Origin of the sequence: Anaerocolumna sp. MB42-C2 (genome assembly GCF_030913705.1) — a bacterium.
Lineage (GTDB): Bacteria > Bacillota > Clostridia > Lachnospirales > Lachnospiraceae > Anaerocolumna.
Genome location: NZ_CP133190.1, coordinates 5331878 through 5348401, shown reverse-complemented (window position 1 = coordinate 5348401; position 16524 = coordinate 5331878). Strand labels below are relative to the sequence as shown.

At 42.0% G+C, this 16524-nt stretch carries 15 protein-coding genes; 3 read left to right on the top strand and 12 right to left on the bottom strand.

Translation table 11 applies throughout. From position 1 onward, the window contains the following. Window positions 1-289: 289 nt before the first annotated feature. Window positions 290-1216, bottom strand: a complete 927-nt coding sequence (locus RBU59_RS23595; RefSeq protein WP_308144922.1) for a transporter substrate-binding domain-containing protein — start codon at window positions 1214-1216, stop codon at window positions 290-292. Between the two features lie 71 nt (window positions 1217-1287). Continuing rightward, window positions 1288-2010, bottom strand: a complete 723-nt coding sequence (locus RBU59_RS23590) for an amino acid ABC transporter ATP-binding protein (RefSeq protein ID WP_308144921.1) — start codon at window positions 2008-2010, stop codon at window positions 1288-1290. A gap of 288 nt (window positions 2011-2298) precedes the next feature. On the opposite strand from RBU59_RS23590, the gene RBU59_RS23585 reads away from it, so the two are divergent. Continuing rightward, complete coding sequence (locus RBU59_RS23585; protein ID WP_308144920.1) at window positions 2299-3108, top strand: DUF1266 domain-containing protein; 810 nt, start codon at window positions 2299-2301, stop codon at window positions 3106-3108. A gap of 366 nt (window positions 3109-3474) precedes the next feature. Here RBU59_RS23585 and RBU59_RS23580 read toward each other — a convergent pair whose 3' ends face one another. Beyond that, complete coding sequence (locus RBU59_RS23580) at window positions 3475-4725, bottom strand: M20 family metallo-hydrolase (protein ID WP_308144919.1); 1251 nt, start codon at window positions 4723-4725, stop codon at window positions 3475-3477. A gap of 66 nt (window positions 4726-4791) precedes the next feature. Further along, complete coding sequence (gene allE / locus RBU59_RS23575; RefSeq protein WP_308144918.1) at window positions 4792-5568, bottom strand: (S)-ureidoglycine aminohydrolase; 777 nt, start codon at window positions 5566-5568, stop codon at window positions 4792-4794. A 293-nt stretch (window positions 5569-5861) separates the two neighbouring features. On the opposite strand from allE, the gene RBU59_RS23570 reads away from it, so the two are divergent. Beyond that, on the top strand, window positions 5862-7535 hold the full coding sequence (locus tag RBU59_RS23570; protein WP_308144917.1) for a PucR family transcriptional regulator: 1674 nt from the start codon (window positions 5862-5864) through the stop codon (window positions 7533-7535). Here the strand turns inward: RBU59_RS23570 and RBU59_RS23565 are convergent. From RBU59_RS23565 to RBU59_RS23530, 8 genes are all read right to left on the bottom strand, one after another. Further along, entirely contained in the window at window positions 7521-8783 is a 1263-nt protein-coding gene (locus RBU59_RS23565) for an amidohydrolase (RefSeq protein WP_308144916.1), read from the bottom strand. The genes RBU59_RS23570 and RBU59_RS23565 overlap by 15 nt on opposite strands. Continuing rightward, window positions 8714-8875, bottom strand: coding sequence for a hypothetical protein (locus tag RBU59_RS23560; RefSeq protein ID WP_308148670.1), 162 nt, complete (start codon window positions 8873-8875; stop codon window positions 8714-8716). Before RBU59_RS23560 ends, RBU59_RS23565 begins: the two co-directional genes overlap by 70 nt. A gap of 11 nt (window positions 8876-8886) precedes the next feature. After that, window positions 8887-10257 carry an allantoinase AllB gene (gene allB, locus RBU59_RS23555; RefSeq protein ID WP_308144915.1) on the bottom strand — a complete coding sequence of 457 codons (1371 nt, stop codon included), beginning with the start codon at window positions 10255-10257 and terminating at the stop codon, window positions 8887-8889. 21 nt (window positions 10258-10278) lie between these two features. Next, the gene (locus tag RBU59_RS23550) at window positions 10279-11115 is read right to left on the bottom strand and encodes an ABC transporter permease (protein WP_308144914.1); all 837 of its coding nucleotides are present in this window, start codon (window positions 11113-11115) and stop codon (window positions 10279-10281) included. Window positions 11116-11126: 11 nt separating this feature from the next. Next, window positions 11127-11885 carry an ABC transporter ATP-binding protein gene (locus tag RBU59_RS23545; RefSeq protein ID WP_308144913.1) on the bottom strand — a complete coding sequence of 253 codons (759 nt, stop codon included), beginning with the start codon at window positions 11883-11885 and terminating at the stop codon, window positions 11127-11129. A 90-nt stretch (window positions 11886-11975) separates the two neighbouring features. Next, window positions 11976-13133, bottom strand: coding sequence for an ABC transporter substrate-binding protein (locus RBU59_RS23540; protein ID WP_308144912.1), 1158 nt, complete (start codon window positions 13131-13133; stop codon window positions 11976-11978). A 116-nt stretch (window positions 13134-13249) separates the two neighbouring features. Next, window positions 13250-13903, bottom strand: a complete 654-nt coding sequence (locus RBU59_RS23535; RefSeq protein WP_308144911.1) for a cytidylate kinase-like family protein — start codon at window positions 13901-13903, stop codon at window positions 13250-13252. 473 nt (window positions 13904-14376) lie between these two features. Continuing rightward, on the bottom strand, window positions 14377-14721 hold the full coding sequence (locus RBU59_RS23530; protein ID WP_308144910.1) for a hypothetical protein: 345 nt from the start codon (window positions 14719-14721) through the stop codon (window positions 14377-14379). A 565-nt stretch (window positions 14722-15286) separates the two neighbouring features. On the opposite strand from RBU59_RS23530, the gene dcm reads away from it, so the two are divergent. Further along, on the top strand, window positions 15287-16519 hold the full coding sequence (gene dcm / locus RBU59_RS23525; RefSeq protein WP_308144909.1) for a DNA (cytosine-5-)-methyltransferase: 1233 nt from the start codon (window positions 15287-15289) through the stop codon (window positions 16517-16519). Window positions 16520-16524: the final 5 nt, after the last annotated feature.

Below are 16524 nucleotides of genomic sequence, written 5' to 3'. Positions count from 1 at the left end.
GATAAATTTGTGTGCAGCCGGATGAAAATCAGCCGTAAAGATGTATGCAATATATATAAGAGTTTCTGAAAGTGCTCTTAATTAATAAAGAGCCGGAACCGGACAAAACCGGGACCGAATACGTATCTCGGTAACAGATAAATCAGGGGATGCTACAAGATTCAAACCAACTTACCTGCAAAAGAATAAGATTATACTCACAGATATAAATCCTATCCCGGAAGCAAGTTCAGTAAATTGACTATTTTGCAGCATCCCCCTGTAAGACTTCCTGTAAAAAACTTAAATGTTACTCTAATCCGTTTTCTGAAATTAATCCTTTAATCGTTCCATCTGCCAGCCAGCCTTTCACCAGTTCATCAACAACAGAGGATAATCCTGAACCTTTTTTCGTAGCTACACCATAATCCTGAGGAGAGAACTTATCCTCGATATAAGATCTGCTGTCTGAATTATATGCTGCAAGGATGGATTTATCTACACAAAATGCATCGATTTCTCCGGCGCTTAATGCGGTAGAGATTGTAGGATAATCATCATATTGATGGAATGCAACGCCCTCTTTCCAGGTTGCGGGATCAAAGGTATCTTCATTAAAATTATCACCCTTAATGAATCCGCCCTCAATCATAGCTTTTACCAAAGCTTTTGCTGATGTCGAACCGGAAGAAACACCCACGGTCTTATCCACTAACCCGTCCAGTGATTTAATACCGGAAGCATTTTCAACTAAAACGGTAACATAGTCTGTAAAATAAGGAGTGGAGAAATCCCAGCTTTGCTTTCTTTCATCTGTGATGGTAAAGGTAGCCAGAACACAGTCGATATCGCCTGAATCCAGTAATTCTGTACGTGTTGCTGCAGTAACGGCAGTATATTCAACTTCTACACCGAGTTTCTCTGCAATTTTCTGAGCCAGAGTTATCTCAAGTCCGCTGTACTCCTGAGTCAACGGATCCTGATAACCGAAACCGATAACCGCATTTTTAACTCCGACCTTTAACACGCCACGGTCTATGATTGCCTGCACATCTGCGGGATATTCTGAAGCCCCAGTATCTGCACCGCCGGTGCTCTTCGTAGTCGCTGCACCGCTGTTATCACCTGTGGATGACGGTGTATCCGTACCGCTTTCTTTCCCTTTACATGCCGCCAAAAGGGAGGTCAGTAAAAGTACGCTAAGTATAAGGCTTACATATTTTTTTAAATGTTTCATAAATTCTCCTCCTTTAAAATTTGATTCAGTTTAAATGTTACCCGGATATTAATTTCTTCCTATCATCCACGTTAGCGGATGATCTTACCTAAAAATTGTTTTACCCTGTCATTTTCAGGATTTGTGAAAAAATGTTCGGGTACTCCCTCTTCAATGATCTGGCCGTCTGCCATGAATACAATTCGGTCCGCCACCTGGCGGGCAAAACCCATCTCATGGGTAACTACCACCATTGTAATATTTTCTTTCGCCAATTTGATCATAACATCCAGTACTTCCTGGATCGTCTCAGGGTCCAGCGCCGATGTCGGTTCATCAAATAAAATAATTTTTGTCTGCGCACATAAGGCTCTGGCAATGGCAATACGCTGCTGCTGCCCGCCGGACAAAGTTGACGGATAGACAAATGCTTTATCCCTGAGTCCGACAATATCAAGATAATGATACGCCATATCTTCCGCTTCTTTTTTACTTTTGTGATGTAGTTTCAGAGGTGCTAAAGTCAGATTCTTTAATACGGTCATATGAGGATAGAGATTAAACTGCTGAAAAACCATAGACGTGGTTTCCCTGACCACTTTTGTCTTGTTCCTTGATGTCAGCTTCTCTCCATTAATGTATACATGACCGCTGGTCGGTTCTTCCAGAAAGTTTAAACAACGAACCGCTGTGGATTTACCGGAACCGGATGGCCCGATGATAACCAGCTTTTCCCCTTCTGCTACCTCTAAGTTGACATCTTTAAGTACATGCAGATCCCCAAAAAATTTGTTAACATTTTCCATTTTAATCATAATGTCACCTCTCTCTACAACCCTGTTTCAGGGATTAAGAAAAAAAAGGTGTCTGAATTGTAAAATTCAGACATCTTTATCCTGATTATGATTATATTAAATAAATGGACTATTGTCAAGTAATAGTTTAATTTATTAGTCTATTAACGTGTTCCCGCATTATCCGGTTCAAAGTTTATATAAATTCCACACGGTCTAAAGCTCTCCTACTATTTTCCCATTAACCTTTACTAAAGAATTTGTTACTATAAAACACGACTAACAATTATACAAAGGATGGAAATTAACATGAAAAAAAGATTCATATTAACCGTAATTATTACGATACTTGCCTTAACCGGCTGCGGAACCAAACCGGTGAATCAATCATCAGGGAGCAGCCAACCGAGTGTTTCCGCTGATTCCGGTGAAGTATCAACACCTGAAAATGACATCTCTGATACGTTACAATGGTTTAATGCCACCTATGCCATAATTACTACAAGAAACGAAGCTGATTATCATCTGACCGGCGGTTACGAATGTAATGAAATGAATAAGTTAATGATGAAAAAGGGACTAAAGGATTCCTGGGATGTAACCGACAGAGCATCGGCTGATGAGACCTTAAAATGGCTGACCGAAGACGGCGGACATAATTCTAAGCTGCTTGCTGCTTATCATGATAATAAATTAGATGAATATTCCAGAGAGGAATTAATGAATGCCTTATCGGATGAATCTTATACCGATTTAGACAAATCCTATTATCTGGGTATCTATGATTCCGCCCAAAAATATGGCGATAATGCCATAAAAGCCTGGGATCTGTCAAGAGCAATGCAGTTATGTGCCTGGTATTACCTGGCCGGTTATTATACTTATGGGGAAGCCATGGATTCCAGCTTAGAAATCGCCTCAGAATTACAGAAAACTTATACTTCCTGGGATGATATGATGCAAAGTTATTTCTACGGATTCCAGTACTGGAATGATGATGATATGACAGATGAAACATCCGAAAGTTATGCCCGAATCCAAATATATCAGAACTTGAAAGAGAACAAGGACGGCCCTTATACCCTGGATTGGAATTATACTCTTCAAAAGGATTGGTAAGATTATTCTATTTCATCCGTTTTGTATGTCTGTCCGGTGTCTTAAAAAGACTGGGCAAAAAGCGCTCGGATATGCCTGTATATCTCCGGGAGAGGTTTGATCTGGAATTTATAAGAGTTTTAAAAGGTGTATGGAATTTCCCCAAAACACGTAAACTCAAAATGCTGGAACTGCATCACAAATATCCGGACAAACCGTTTTTTGTAATTAAGCGTAGGAAAGAAACGAAAAAGCTGCTTCAACAGTGGAGAGGAAAAAGAGAGCATGTGAAGGGCTGCAATCATTTTAAAAGCCCTTCACATATATATAACACATAATACCTTTGTTATCAGAGTATTTCAACTATTATCTATTCACTATTCCGGGTCAGTTGTCCTTGTTGGCCAGTTCCAGGAGCGTATGGGCCAGTACATCCGTACCAAGGGCAATATCTTCAAAGTCCGTCCATTCCTCCTTACTGTGGCTGATCCCGTTTTTACTGGGAACAAACAGCATTGCAGTCTTAGCAAACCTTCCTACAAAGAGACTATCGTGATAAGGTCCGCTGATCAGGTCCATATAGGTTATACCAAGATTTTCACAGTTATTCTTTAAGATACGGATTATATTTTCATCACATTTTAATGGTATATCATCATTTTCCAAGTCTAATGAGATGATCACTCCCCGTTCTGATTCAATCCGCTCTTTTTCCGTAAATAGTTTATTTAGAACCATTTTTTTTGATTCTACATCAATAGAACGAATATCAATGGACATATGCACTTCACCGGGAATTACATTTACCGCATTGGGTAATACATTTACTTTACCCACGGTTCCGGTCACATAGGTTCCCTTTGACTCTCTTGCTAATTTCTCAAGGACTAAGGTCAGCTCGCTGGCAGCCGTAAAGGCATCATGCCGGTCTCCCATTGAAGTGCCTCCGGCATGGGACTGACAGCCGTTTATCGTCACCTCGTAGATTGTAGGCGCACAGATTCCCTTAACAATCCCGATGGGTATCCCCTCTTTATCCAGATGCAGGTTTTGTTCAATATGGAGTTCCACTGCCGCATAAACATCCCCTTTCTCCCGCTTCACTGCCGCAAACTCTTTATAATCATACCCCAGAGTCCCAAGTACCTCATACAGGGAATTTCCTTCTTCATCCCTGATAGATCTGGTATCTTCTAAGGTCAGTTCTCCTGCCATAGCCCTGCTGCCAAGGCAGGACAATCCGAATCTGGTCGGTTCTTCCGAGGTATAAACAACAACTGCTAAATCCCTTTTAAACACAATCCCCGATTCCTTAATAAGTCGTAAGGCTTCCATACCGCTTACAATACCGGCCATTCCGTCAAACATACCGGCATTTAATACCGTATCAATATGGGACCCGGTCCAGACCGGAGCAAACTTCCGATTTTTTCCTCTTAACACACCAAATAGATTGCCGATGGCATCCTCCGAAACTTCCAATCCAAGCTTATTCATTTCCTCTTTGATATAAGCTCTGGAAGCCAGTTCTTCTTTCGTAAATAAAACTCTTGTGGTTCCGGCTCCCGGTGTGGAATTGAAGGTATTGATCTTCTCCAGCCAGGCTCTTATCCTGGTGACATTCGCTTTTTGTAACATAGATTCTCCTCCTCTGTCTCCTAAGTCATAACGGATAACTTTATGTCCGCCGCTCTACTTATATGGTTAAAATACCACATCCCTGTTGCAGTCTTTGGAATAAATGTATGCAAAAAGCTCCGTTCCTACGCCATAGGCACACTGTGCCACATAGGGGCCAAACCACAGAAAATCTTCTTCCTTAATTCCCATCCACCGGTCGTCCAGATAATACATTCCCTCTCCGCTTAATACATAAGCACCGTGTTCCTGCACATGGGTCTCCACAATCGGATGGCATCCGCCCGGCTTAAAGGCTAATATATGCATATTCATATCATACTCCAGCTCCGTCGGCAGCAGATCCTTGATCAATACATTATCCATCTCTTCGTAGATACGGTATTCAATCTCATTAACATTACCAATTATGATTTCAGGACTTTTGGCACTGATCTTTTCCTCCAAGGGGATATAAACCTGCTTATAAAGCAAGAATTTACATTCGCTGCCGCTCTGATTGACAAAGGATATACCGGTTCCTGCCGGAGAATACACATAACCTCCCTCTGTCAGGGTAACCGTCTGCTCTCCTGCCGTCACCTTAAGTTCTCCCCTAATCACATAAAGGAACCCCTCCACCTCTGCTTCTGCGGCAAAAGGAGAAACCGTATGTCCGTTAGTACCGGCCTCTACAACATACTGCACAAAACCGGCTCCCATTTTGGGAGAAGCTACGATACTGACTCTGCAGCCTTTTATATATGGTATCACGTTGTTTACAAGTCCATCCCCCGGAAGCACTGCCCATAAACCCGGTTTTACAACTGCTCTTGATGATAATAAATCTTTTGGATAACTCATACTATACACTTCCTTTTTATTTTAGTTTTTTTATAATTCGAGTGTCTAAAGGTCAATTTTGTGTTTTGACACCCTAAGCCTATATGATTTTTTTAGTGGAGTGCCGGATTCCATTGGGTTTTCGGCTACTCAGATTGATTATTAATAAATATTTTAGCTGGTCTAATAACAGTGTTTGACAGTAACCTCAAATCCTGTTATTATGTCAGGAAAGAACAGACTTCTCCCGACCTTAAGAGGTCTGCACCTCATAAACTGATTACGGTACCCTAATACTAAGGAGTGTGGAACATATGGCTTCAAAAACCACTATTAACTGGCTGATCGACAAAAACTCCAAGGACGGAATGTATTATCTTGCCGGTAATACCGGCGGTGACAATCCCATCGTCGGCATCAATATCATGGATAATCCCGACACGGTTCCGTGGCTGAAAAAAAACGAGCTTATTCTGTCAACGGGTTATCTCTTTACCTCTACAGACTTGTATCGGCATATTATTTACGACCTTCATGAACGAAACTGTGCAGGGCTTGGTATTAAACTCAACCGTTATCTGGATGAGCTGCCCTCCGAGATGCTGGAACAGTCCAATGAACTGGGTTTTCCTATCTTCTGTATTCCCTTTGGCAGCACCATGGAGGAAATCGCCAATCAGGTCTACCACAATATCTTTCTGGAAGAAATGTCGGAAACCCAGAAAGCAGCCGATCTCTATAAAAGTATTACGGAAGCAGCCCTTAAAAAGCACAGCCTTCCCCCGCTCCTTAAGAACCTGTCCGGTTCTTTTCAAGCTGCGGCCTTTTTGACCAATCATGACTTTGAAATTATCGAATATTCCATTCCGATACAGTCAAAAGATACCTTTCCTTACCCTTTCAGCCAGAATACCAACACCCTTTTTCCCAGTAATGTGATTCTGAACTTAAAGACCCTTCAGGCCGAAAAACCGGTTCCCGTGCACAAATACAAACTAAGCAAAAACAATAAAGAATATTTCTTTTTGATATTTCCCATAACCAGCGGGAAAACCCTCTCCGGTTTTCTGATCTTCCTACAGGAGAAACAGGAATTTACGGCATTTGATTATGACTTAATAAGGAATATTATTCCTATTATCCATGTATCCCTGATTTCCAACAGCCTTTTTACGGAAAATGTAAGAAGCAGCCGGTATCTGTTTTACGACAACCTCTTGTCCGGCAAACTGAAAAATGAGTCGGAAATCGAACCTGCCTGCATACAAAACGGCTTTCATTACAAGAAATACCGGGTATGTGTCACCTTTCGCATCGAGAATTATGCCGAACTTACCATCGCCAAACGAAGAGCTTTGGAGCGTAAAGTCTTTAACCAGCTGGATTCTTACCTGGATGAAAAATCCATTGATCATACCTCGGCTGTCTACGACATTGATTTTATTTTATTTATATTCTTTTCTAATTATAAAAGCCAGAGTGAAACCAGCCGAACTGCCTGTGAAACGGTCAAAGCCCTGTGTACGGAACTAAACAAGGCAGGAATTATCTGTAAAGCAGGCATCAGCGGATGTTATCATGATGCCTTAACCATCCAGAAATGTTACACCCAGGCTATATCCGCATTGGAGCTCGGACAGAAATTACATGCTAAGGACATGATCTATACCTATAACGATGATTATATCTATCATTTATTTACCTCCAACCTGACCAATGAAAAAATGTTGGAAATCTACAGTGAGACCCTTAGTCCCATCACCGGCAACTTAAAGGACCCGGAGAATGAAAACTTAAAAACCCTGCTCTCCTATCTGGACAACGGCCTGAATATCAGCCAGGCTGCCAAAGCATTGTTTATACACCGGAATACCATGTTCTACCGGGTGGAACAGTTGGAGAAACTGCTGGGAATGGATCTGAAAGATACGGGTAATGTATTCCGTCTCCGCCTTGCTTTATATATTAAGGAATTACTGGAGCTTTAGCAGGACATCTCCGTTCTCTAAATAGGTCACCAGCTCCCTTTTCCTTTCAATGGCATCGATTGCTTTAAAATAATCCTCTTTTGTGTGATAAAGCGGTTTATAATTGTGCTTTATATCTTTCGCTAAAGCCGCCTCCTCTTTTAGCAACTCATAAATCATACAGGTCAGAACTTTAGCCGGATTAATCACACATTTCTCCCGGTCTCCGATATAATAATCATCGCCGTGCTGTTTTCCCTCCGCCCCCATACATAAAGGCTGAATGACCGGTATCAGGGAGGACAGATCGCCGATGTCGCTGCTTTGGGTGTCCCATCCGGCATGGATAATCTTGTTCTTTCCGAATAACTCTTCGATTACCCGTTCACAGAGATCATTCAACTCCCTGTTACTGTGCAGGGGTAAGTTCCCCGGTTTGTCTTCGATCACCACCTTCGCACCGAGTGCTGCTGCGGAAGCTGCCAAAGCCCGGTTGATACGGTCGTTCACCTCTATCATCTTATCAATCGCTGCCGCTCTTACGTAGGTATCCAGTTTCACAAGGCCCGGTATGATATTAGCCGCACCGCCGCCTCCGGTTATCACCGGATGATACCTGACATAATCCTTTTCCTGAAAGGTTTCCCTTAAGGAATTACATGCCTGCAAGCCAAGGGATGCCGCATATAAGGCATTGACACCTTTGTGGGGAGCTCCCCCGGCATGGGAAGCCACCCCTTTGTATTCCATATGTTTCGTAATACATCCGTCCATTCCGTCAATCAGCTTAAATAATTTATTCTCACTGCTGTCCGCATGAAACATAATCGCCAAATCCACTTCATCGAAAAGTCCTCTGTATAAAAATTCGATTTTACCTGCCACATACCGGATGACTCCCTGTTCGATCAGCTGATTCCGGTATTCCAGATCGATGGTTTCTTCTGCAGGTACAGCTGCAAATATGATAGAACCAGCGAGTCCGTTAAGGCTTCCCTCTTCTTTAAGAGCCGCAGCGACTCCAAGCATAACGGAAGTCTGAATCAGATGTCCGCAGGCATGGACCGCTCCGGTGTCCGGGTCCGCCGCAGGATGATTTTCACAAAATAAAGCATCCAGTTCACCTAATACCGCGATCTTCGGGCCTTTCCTACCGGTATCCAGTTCAGCTGTAAATCCGGGTATTCCCTGGGCTTCTTTCACCTCATAACCCAATCTGACAAACTGTTCCTTAAGATATCCACTGGTTTTCCATTCTTTATAACCCACTTCCGGATGTGCCAGATATAATCAAAGGTATTCAGTATTTGATCCCTGTTTTTCTCAACATACCTTGTATACCGTTCATAAATCTCTTTCATGCTCCACCCCCTTACTTTTGAACCGGTACAAACCGTCCGAACCCTTTCTCTGTTTGGATCTTACCCGAACGAAACACCGGAACACCGCGGATCAGAACCGTTTCCGGAAGTCCTTTTCCGCTAAGTCCGTCAAATGCCGTTATTTTCTGCTTATAAAACAACTGCTTTGCATCCACTCTCCATTCCTTCTCCGGATCAAAGATAACGATATCTCCATCAAATCCTACCTTAACCGCTCCCTTTCTCCCGTAGATTCCAAATCGCCTGGCCGGATTAGCCGACAGACAACTGGCTAAAAGATTGGGAGAAAACCCTCTCTTATTTACCCCCTGGTCATATACGGTCTGAAACACCGTCTGGACACTGCTGATTCCAAACCCTGATTCATACGTAGGCTGGTTTCTATCATCCCGGTTATACGGCATGCCGGGGGAATGATCCGAAGCCACACAGCTTAAAACTCCTCTGGCCACATAATCCCATAATCCCTCCCTGGCAGCAGGTTCTCTTAAGGGCGGGGCACAGCCAAACAGGCAGCCTTTCTCAAGATAATCCTCCTCCGAGAAGGTCAGATAATGGGAACAGGTCTCCGCCGTCACATCCACGCCTTCGTTTTTCGCCTTTTCTATCAGGGCCGCTACCTTGGGATGGCTGACATGGCATATGTGTACTCTGGCTTTTGTCTCTCCGGCCAGAAATAAAATATTCTGGGTGGCTATCAATTCACTGACTAACGGCCTGGAATTAAGAAAAGCCTGCCTGCCGTTTATCTTATTCTTCACGACATATTCCCTTTCCAACCTGGTAATGGAATAATCTTCACAGTGAAAACCGGCCAGACCGTTAAAGGCCTCTATCTCCTTAAGCGCTATTCTCACCATTCCAAGATCGGGTGCAGAAAAGTCATTGCCCCCTCCCGAGAGGAAACACTTAAATGCGGCAGCTCCGGCTCTGTTAAGGCCAGGCAACTCCTTAAGATTCTGAGGTACCAAAGCTCCCCACATACTAAAATCCACATAGGATTCCCTGCTTAACCGTTCCTGTTTGGCTTTAAATATCTCCGGATTTAATACGGAGGGGGAATTCAGATTAAGGGGCATATCGATACAGGTCGTAATCCCTCCTGCCGCTGCAGCCATTGTGGAGGTCTGCATATCTTCAAAATCAGCCTGATATTCACCGATATGCATATGGGCATCCACCGCTCCCGGGAAGATAAGCTTACCTGCCGCATCCATTACCAGGGCAGCACTTAACACCTCTGTTACCGGCTCCTCACACCCGCTAATCAATACGATCTTACCGTCCTTTATATAGATATTTCCTTTATAGACACGGTCTTCTTCTACAATATTTCCGTTTCTTATACTTATATCAAACATAAATCAAACCAGCTCCTTTTCTTATTGCTCCACTGCACCGCCTTTGCTCTGATTCCTCCAGTCAAACAACCTGTGTTCCAGCACAGTCAGTACTGCAAATAATACGGAATAAAGCAAACCGATTAAAACGGCTGCCATAATCATATCATTCATTTTAAACCAGTTTTTAGAGAATACGATAATGTATCCGAGACCGGTGGAAGCACCCATCATTTCCGCTACGACCATGGCTCCGAAGGCCGCACCCAATGCCCCTTTCATTCCCAAGAAGATACCCGGGAAAGCCGATTGGAATTTGACCCTTAAGAATACCTGCAGAGGTGTGGCACCCAGACTGGCAGCGGACCGTATAAGCAGCGGGTCGGTGTTCTTAATTCCCTCTGTCACATAGGAAATCATATAGATGGCAGTGGAATAAGCAATTAAGATGGACTTGGAATTCTCACCGATACCGAACCATAAGATAAACATGGGAAGAAACGCCATAACCGGAATCGGCCCGAACAGGTTTAAGACCGGCGAACAGACATTATCCATAATACGGGAACTGGCAATCAGACTGCCTAATATAACAGCAATCAGTACCCCAATGATATAACCGGTCAGTACACGTTTTACGCTGACACCAACGTGAACCAGGAGCGTCCCGTCTGACAGGTAAGTGTATACTGCCGTAATGATACCTGTCGGCATGGGAAGAAACTTTGCATTGATCCAGCCTTGAGAGAGGTTGATCCGGCACATTAGCTCCCATAGGAGGAAAAATCCGCACAAGGAAATGATCTTATAATACTTATCCCTTTTTGCCTTATTGGCAGCCGCAGTCTGATAGGACACACTGTTTTTAGCTTTTTTCATTACCTGACCCCCTATTCCGTAATTACGGCATTTGCATCAGTGCCTGTAATCGCACTTTCAAATTGCTGCACATATTTTACAAAACATTCACTTATAATGTCTCTCGGGCGCTCCAGTTCGATCCGCTGATCCATGGTAACCCTGCCCTGATCTAACAGGATGACCCGGTCGGCAAGATAGACCGCTTCCGGAACACTATGCGTGATAAAAACAATTGTTTTATTGGTCAATTTCCAGATTCGCTCGATTTCCCGCCTCATGGAATCCCTGGTCAAAGCATCCAGGGCTCCAAGGGGTTCGTCCATTAAAAGCACCTCGGGTTCGTTCGCCAAAGCCCTTGCGATACCCACTCTCTGAGCCATACCTCCCGATAGTCCGATGGGATAAGCATCCTTATAATCCTCCAGTCCGACCATCTTAATATACTCCCAAGCGATCTCCCCCGCCCGTTTCTCTCGCTTTAATTTAAGCCCGAATTCAATATTTTTCCTTACGGTAAGCCAGGGAAATAATGCATGCTGTTGAAATACCACACCCCGGTCGGCGCCGGGACCGGTAACCTCCCTCCCGTCTGTTTTGATACAACCTTTATCCGGTTTTAAATATCCTGCAAGGAGATTTAAAAGTGTTGATTTTCCGCAGCCGCTTTTACCTAAGATGCAGATAAATTCTCCTGAAGCTATGTCCAGGTTTACATCGTTTAAGATGTAAAACATCTCCCCTTTACGCTCTTCATATGCCTTGTATAAATGTTCAATCTGTACTGCCACTTCTTATACCTCCTTAACAGAAAATACATAGGGGGCTGCCGCATATCGCGGCACCCCATAAAATTTAGTGATTTTTCTAAAACCTTATCCTTATTTAAAACTTACAAGACTTGAATCGATACCGGATAAAATGTCCGTATTGGCAAAAGAATCGAATTTCACAACACCGGTATTCAGTCCGGAATCTGCCATATACTGTGCCAGGGAATCACAGGAATCCTTAAAGGTCTGGTCATATGTAACCTTATATACATTTTTCTTCATGATGGATACGCAGGTATCTTTGTCCAGATTGATCTGTTTACCGATAATGTCCGCAGCATCTTCCAGATTACTGTTTATGTAATCGGTGGCTTTCATCATAGCTCTTACGTAAGCTTCACAGGCTTTTGGATTCTCGTTTAAGAAGCTTTTGGATACGTCGATACATACTTCAAAGTTAAGATAGCTCACATCTCCCTCATTCTCCGGAAGATAGGACTTGGTTCCGGTAAATAAGTAGTGTCCGCCAAATTCTTCCGCTTTGATTCCCCATGGCTCCCAGGCTGCAAAGAAATCAATGTCCCCGCTTTCAAGGGATGCTAACATATCGGAAGCCTGCAGGTTAACTAATTTAATCGCATTAAAATCAACCCCAAGATCATCACACATTGCTTTTACCGCTACGATTACACCCGCACCGTCGGTATAACCCATCTTTTTGCCCTCCAGATCCTTAGCGCTGGTCAGCTTTAGATTGGGACCGCCTACCACACACTGTGTATTACCTGCATCAACCACCGGTGCCAGCAGACAGACTTCACTGCCCTTATCCACCAGGTTAATGGCCTGATAATTGGAAATAGAATAAAATTGTGCTTCATTGGCAGCTACCATGGTCGTGGAAACCGATGGATCCGTTAAGAGCTGCAGATCCACATCCAGGCCTTCTTCTTCAAAAAATCCTTTTTCCTTTGCGATGATCTGCTGACCGGATATCTGGGGATCGAATTCACCTAATACAACTACTTTGGTCAGTTCTCCATTGGCAGAACTATCAGCGGAAGTCGTATCGGCACTGCCATCTGCGCTGCTTTCCGTACTTGCCGTATTATCAGCCGTACTACTATTAGTACCTGCCGTATTACTGCCTGCACTTTCCGCACCGGTACTTGTACTTCCGGTTTTGCTGCCGCAGCCTGTCATCAAAGATACCGCAAGCATGGTGATCATTGCTAATCCTATTAATTTCTTTCCTGTCTTTCTCATAATCTTCCTCCTGTTAAAAAAATGGTGTATAACCGGTCGGCACTAATGCTTTCCTTGTTATACACCATTGTATTTAGATTGTTATTTTGCGGCTGAACAACCGCATTATTACATTATTATACTTTTATATCCTGTGAAATGACATTACCAAGCTTTGATTTAAGATAATCCTTAATCAAGTTAATTGCATTGTCAAAACCCGTCCTGCCAATATTGATGGTTAAATCGTAATTCGTTACATTCGTCCACTCATTTCCGCCTGAGTAATACTTATAATACTCGGCACGGTACTGATCGGTCTGATAGATCAGACGGTTTGCTTCATCCGCCGTACAGGAATACTTCTCCATAATACGTGCCCTGCAGAATTCTCTTGGAGCTTCGATGTATACACTGATGACATTCTTATAACTCGCCAGTATGTTATCAGCACATTTACCGACAATGATACAGGATTCGCTTTGTGCCAGCTCTCTGATAATATGTGCCTGAATATTAAAAAGTTTAATATCCGACTGGAACCTCTTATACGCCGGGGAGGAAACCTCTCCTGTTACCGGCATCTTCGCCAGTGCTTTTCTTATCTTCTCACTGCTGAACTTCTCATCAACCCGTTCAAACATCTCCTGTGAGAGTCCGCTGTATTCAGAAGCTAATTCAAGGATTCTTTTCTCATAACAGTTAATTCCCAGTTCTTTGGCCAGCGTAAGTCCTATCTCTTTGCCGCCGCTGCCAAATCCCCTGGCAATGGTAATAACATAGTTATCCATATGATCCTGTCCTCTCCTTACATGCACTTTTAACCGGTTAAGTTCGTGCTTTCCTTGTGGAGTACCGAAGAAATTGTTATTAATCTCTTTCGGTCCTGCTTGGAATATATCATTTTTAACATACCTTTCTCTTCTTGTCAACCCGCAGAAAAAGCAGACTTTTTAAAAGCAGCACAACGAAAAGGCCATTACCAGTTACTTTCGCACAGGGATAAAATAACGGAGAAATGCTTTATTTATGCGGTTTATAAGGATTATTACCGTTGTTATGTATTCTGTCTTATGCCCCTGTTAAACCTGCCTTATTGTTCAACATGCACAGGTATGGGATATGATTTTCAGTCAGGGTTTCTGCTGGGATTTATTGCTTGGCATAACAAAAGCCGGGGATTGCGCCCTGACTTTTATTCATTGCATAATATAGTCCAACTATCGGTGCCTCTCCGGCTTTGTATAAATCTAGTTTTGTTCTGTTATATAGTTTCCCGGTCATTCCTTTCCCACTCTTCTTTTAAGAGTTCCAGGATTTCTTTGGAGGTCTCCAGGGCACCTATGTCCTCAATCTTCTGGATCAACGATTTGGCTGCTAGACGCTTTAATGCTCTAATCGCGATTATGTCGGTTTCACTGAACAATATCATCATCATTACACTATATAAACCGCTGAAAGTTAATACATCGCAGTCTTCCATTGTTTTCGCAGGCGTAACCGGGTCGACACTTCTTTCTCCTAAAATTTCTTCCCACTGTGTGGGATCTTCTTCGATCCACTCAAGGAAACGGATCACTTCTTCTCTGGATTCTTCTGGGGGTTGCATATATGTTCTCCTTTCTAGGTTACAATATAGATTGATTATACATCTATAAATCAGTTATATTGTAACTAGATAGTTACAATGCTAAATAAAATACAGACTATTATTATTAGCTACGAAACTCTGCTAATATAAAAATTATAATTTATATTAAGTATTATCTACACTTCCTGGTATTCATATAATAATATATTTCTGCAGTAGCAATATCATACATTATATCCAGACCTTTTCTAAACCTATTATTTAAACTTGGGATTCATATGACTAATGATTTAAATGTATTTTAGCATTCAATTACATGAAACGTTACATAAATCTTCCTGCAAATATTTGTAATAATTTCAAGTTACTCGATTGTCACATCTGGCACGCATCAAAACAAAATATTAATTATCAAAAATTTTCTCCCAAATTTCATTTTCGATCTTTACAGAACCGTTTTCTCATGGTATTATGTATAAGGATAAAAAATAAACTTCTACTTTACAATTTATGATTTATAGAGTATGATAACTTTTATAACGAACGATCGTTCGTATTTTTCTTAACTAATGGAGGTAAAACCATGCTAGATAAGACCGTATGTGAATTATTCGCTGGTGTCGGTGGATTCCGTTTAGGGTTAGAGCGTTCATCAAAAGATTGGCAAACTGTATGGGCTAATCAGTGGGAGCCAGGCAAAAAGAATCAGTTTGCCTTTGAATGCTATTGTTCTCATTTTGGAAAAAATCCAAATCATGTAAATAAGGATATCTCCTCAATTGATAAATACTCAATTCCAGACCATAATCTACTGGTCGGAGGTTTCCCATGCCAGGACTACTCAGTTGCTAGGACTGGAGCAACTGGTATTAATGGAAAGAAAGGAGTTCTTTGGTGGGATATAAGAGATATCTTAGAAGCTAAACACCCAAAATTTGTCTTATTGGAGAATGTTGACAGATTATTGAAATCTCCTGCTAGTCAACGTGGCAGAGATTTCGGTATCATATTAACTTGTTTCAATAAACTAGGATATAGCGTTGAATGGAGAATAATAAATGCTGCTGACTATGGTTTTGCACAGAGAAGACGTCGTACTTTTATCTTCGCTTTTCGTAATGATACTACTTTTGCACAACATAGAATTGATAAAAATCCTATCTATATTATAAATAATATCGGCTTCTTCGCAAATGCATTTCCTATTGTAGCTAGTAATGAGTTAAAGGAAAGTGCTCTGGAATATACCGACTTGGCCGACGTAACAGAAAAGTTTTCATGTAGTTTTGAAAATTCAGGATTTATGTGCGATGGAACAATATATACTTGTGGTACTACTCCAATTTATAAGGAATCAACTAAATTACAAGATATTGTCACTCATGGTGTCAGTGAGAAATATTACTTAGGCAATGATTTAAGTAAATGGGAATATTTAAAGGGTGCAAAGAAAATCGAACGTACTAGTAAAACCGGTTATACATATATATTTTCAGAAGGTCCTATTGCTTTCCCTGACCCTCTTGACAAACCAGCTCGAACAATGTTAACAAGTGAGGCAACATCAAATAGAAGCACACATGTAATTGAAGACCCTATAACTAAGAATTATCGTTTACTCACTCCAATAGAAGCTGAGAGAATTCAAGGATTCGAAGATGACTGGACAAATACAGGGATGGCAGAAAGAAATAGATATTTCTGTATGGGTAATGCATTAGTAGTTGGTCTAATTACTCAAATGGGAAATTACTTAAATCATATTTTTGAACATGAATCTATTACTCCTGAAAATGAAGAGCGGAAGGCTATTTAACCTTC

What these genes read in the sequence shown, in the direction of transcription:
- RBU59_RS23595 (WP_308144922.1), bottom strand. Translation starts at nt 1,216, where the DNA reads ATGAAACATTTAAAAAAATATGTAAGCCTTATACTTAGCGTACTTTTA.
- RBU59_RS23590 (WP_308144921.1), bottom strand. Translation starts at nt 2,010, where the DNA reads ATGATTAAAATGGAAAATGTTAACAAATTTTTTGGGGATCTGCATGTA.
- RBU59_RS23585 (WP_308144920.1), top strand. Translation starts at nt 2,299, where the DNA reads ATGAAAAAAAGATTCATATTAACCGTAATTATTACGATACTTGCCTTA.
- RBU59_RS23580 (WP_308144919.1), bottom strand. Translation starts at nt 4,725, where the DNA reads ATGTTACAAAAAGCGAATGTCACCAGGATAAGAGCCTGGCTGGAGAAG.
- allE (WP_308144918.1), bottom strand. Translation starts at nt 5,568, where the DNA reads ATGAGTTATCCAAAAGATTTATTATCATCAAGAGCAGTTGTAAAACCG.
- RBU59_RS23570 (WP_308144917.1), top strand. Translation starts at nt 5,862, where the DNA reads ATGGCTTCAAAAACCACTATTAACTGGCTGATCGACAAAAACTCCAAG.
- RBU59_RS23560 (WP_308148670.1), bottom strand. Translation starts at nt 8,875, where the DNA reads ATGAAAGAGATTTATGAACGGTATACAAGGTATGTTGAGAAAAACAGG.
- allB (WP_308144915.1), bottom strand. Translation starts at nt 10,257, where the DNA reads ATGTTTGATATAAGTATAAGAAACGGAAATATTGTAGAAGAAGACCGT.
- RBU59_RS23550 (WP_308144914.1), bottom strand. Translation starts at nt 11,115, where the DNA reads ATGAAAAAAGCTAAAAACAGTGTGTCCTATCAGACTGCGGCTGCCAAT.
- RBU59_RS23540 (WP_308144912.1), bottom strand. Translation starts at nt 13,133, where the DNA reads ATGAGAAAGACAGGAAAGAAATTAATAGGATTAGCAATGATCACCATG.
- RBU59_RS23535 (WP_308144911.1), bottom strand. Translation starts at nt 13,903, where the DNA reads ATGGATAACTATGTTATTACCATTGCCAGGGGATTTGGCAGCGGCGGC.
- RBU59_RS23530 (WP_308144910.1), bottom strand. Translation starts at nt 14,721, where the DNA reads ATGCAACCCCCAGAAGAATCCAGAGAAGAAGTGATCCGTTTCCTTGAG.
- dcm (WP_308144909.1), top strand. Translation starts at nt 15,287, where the DNA reads ATGCTAGATAAGACCGTATGTGAATTATTCGCTGGTGTCGGTGGATTC.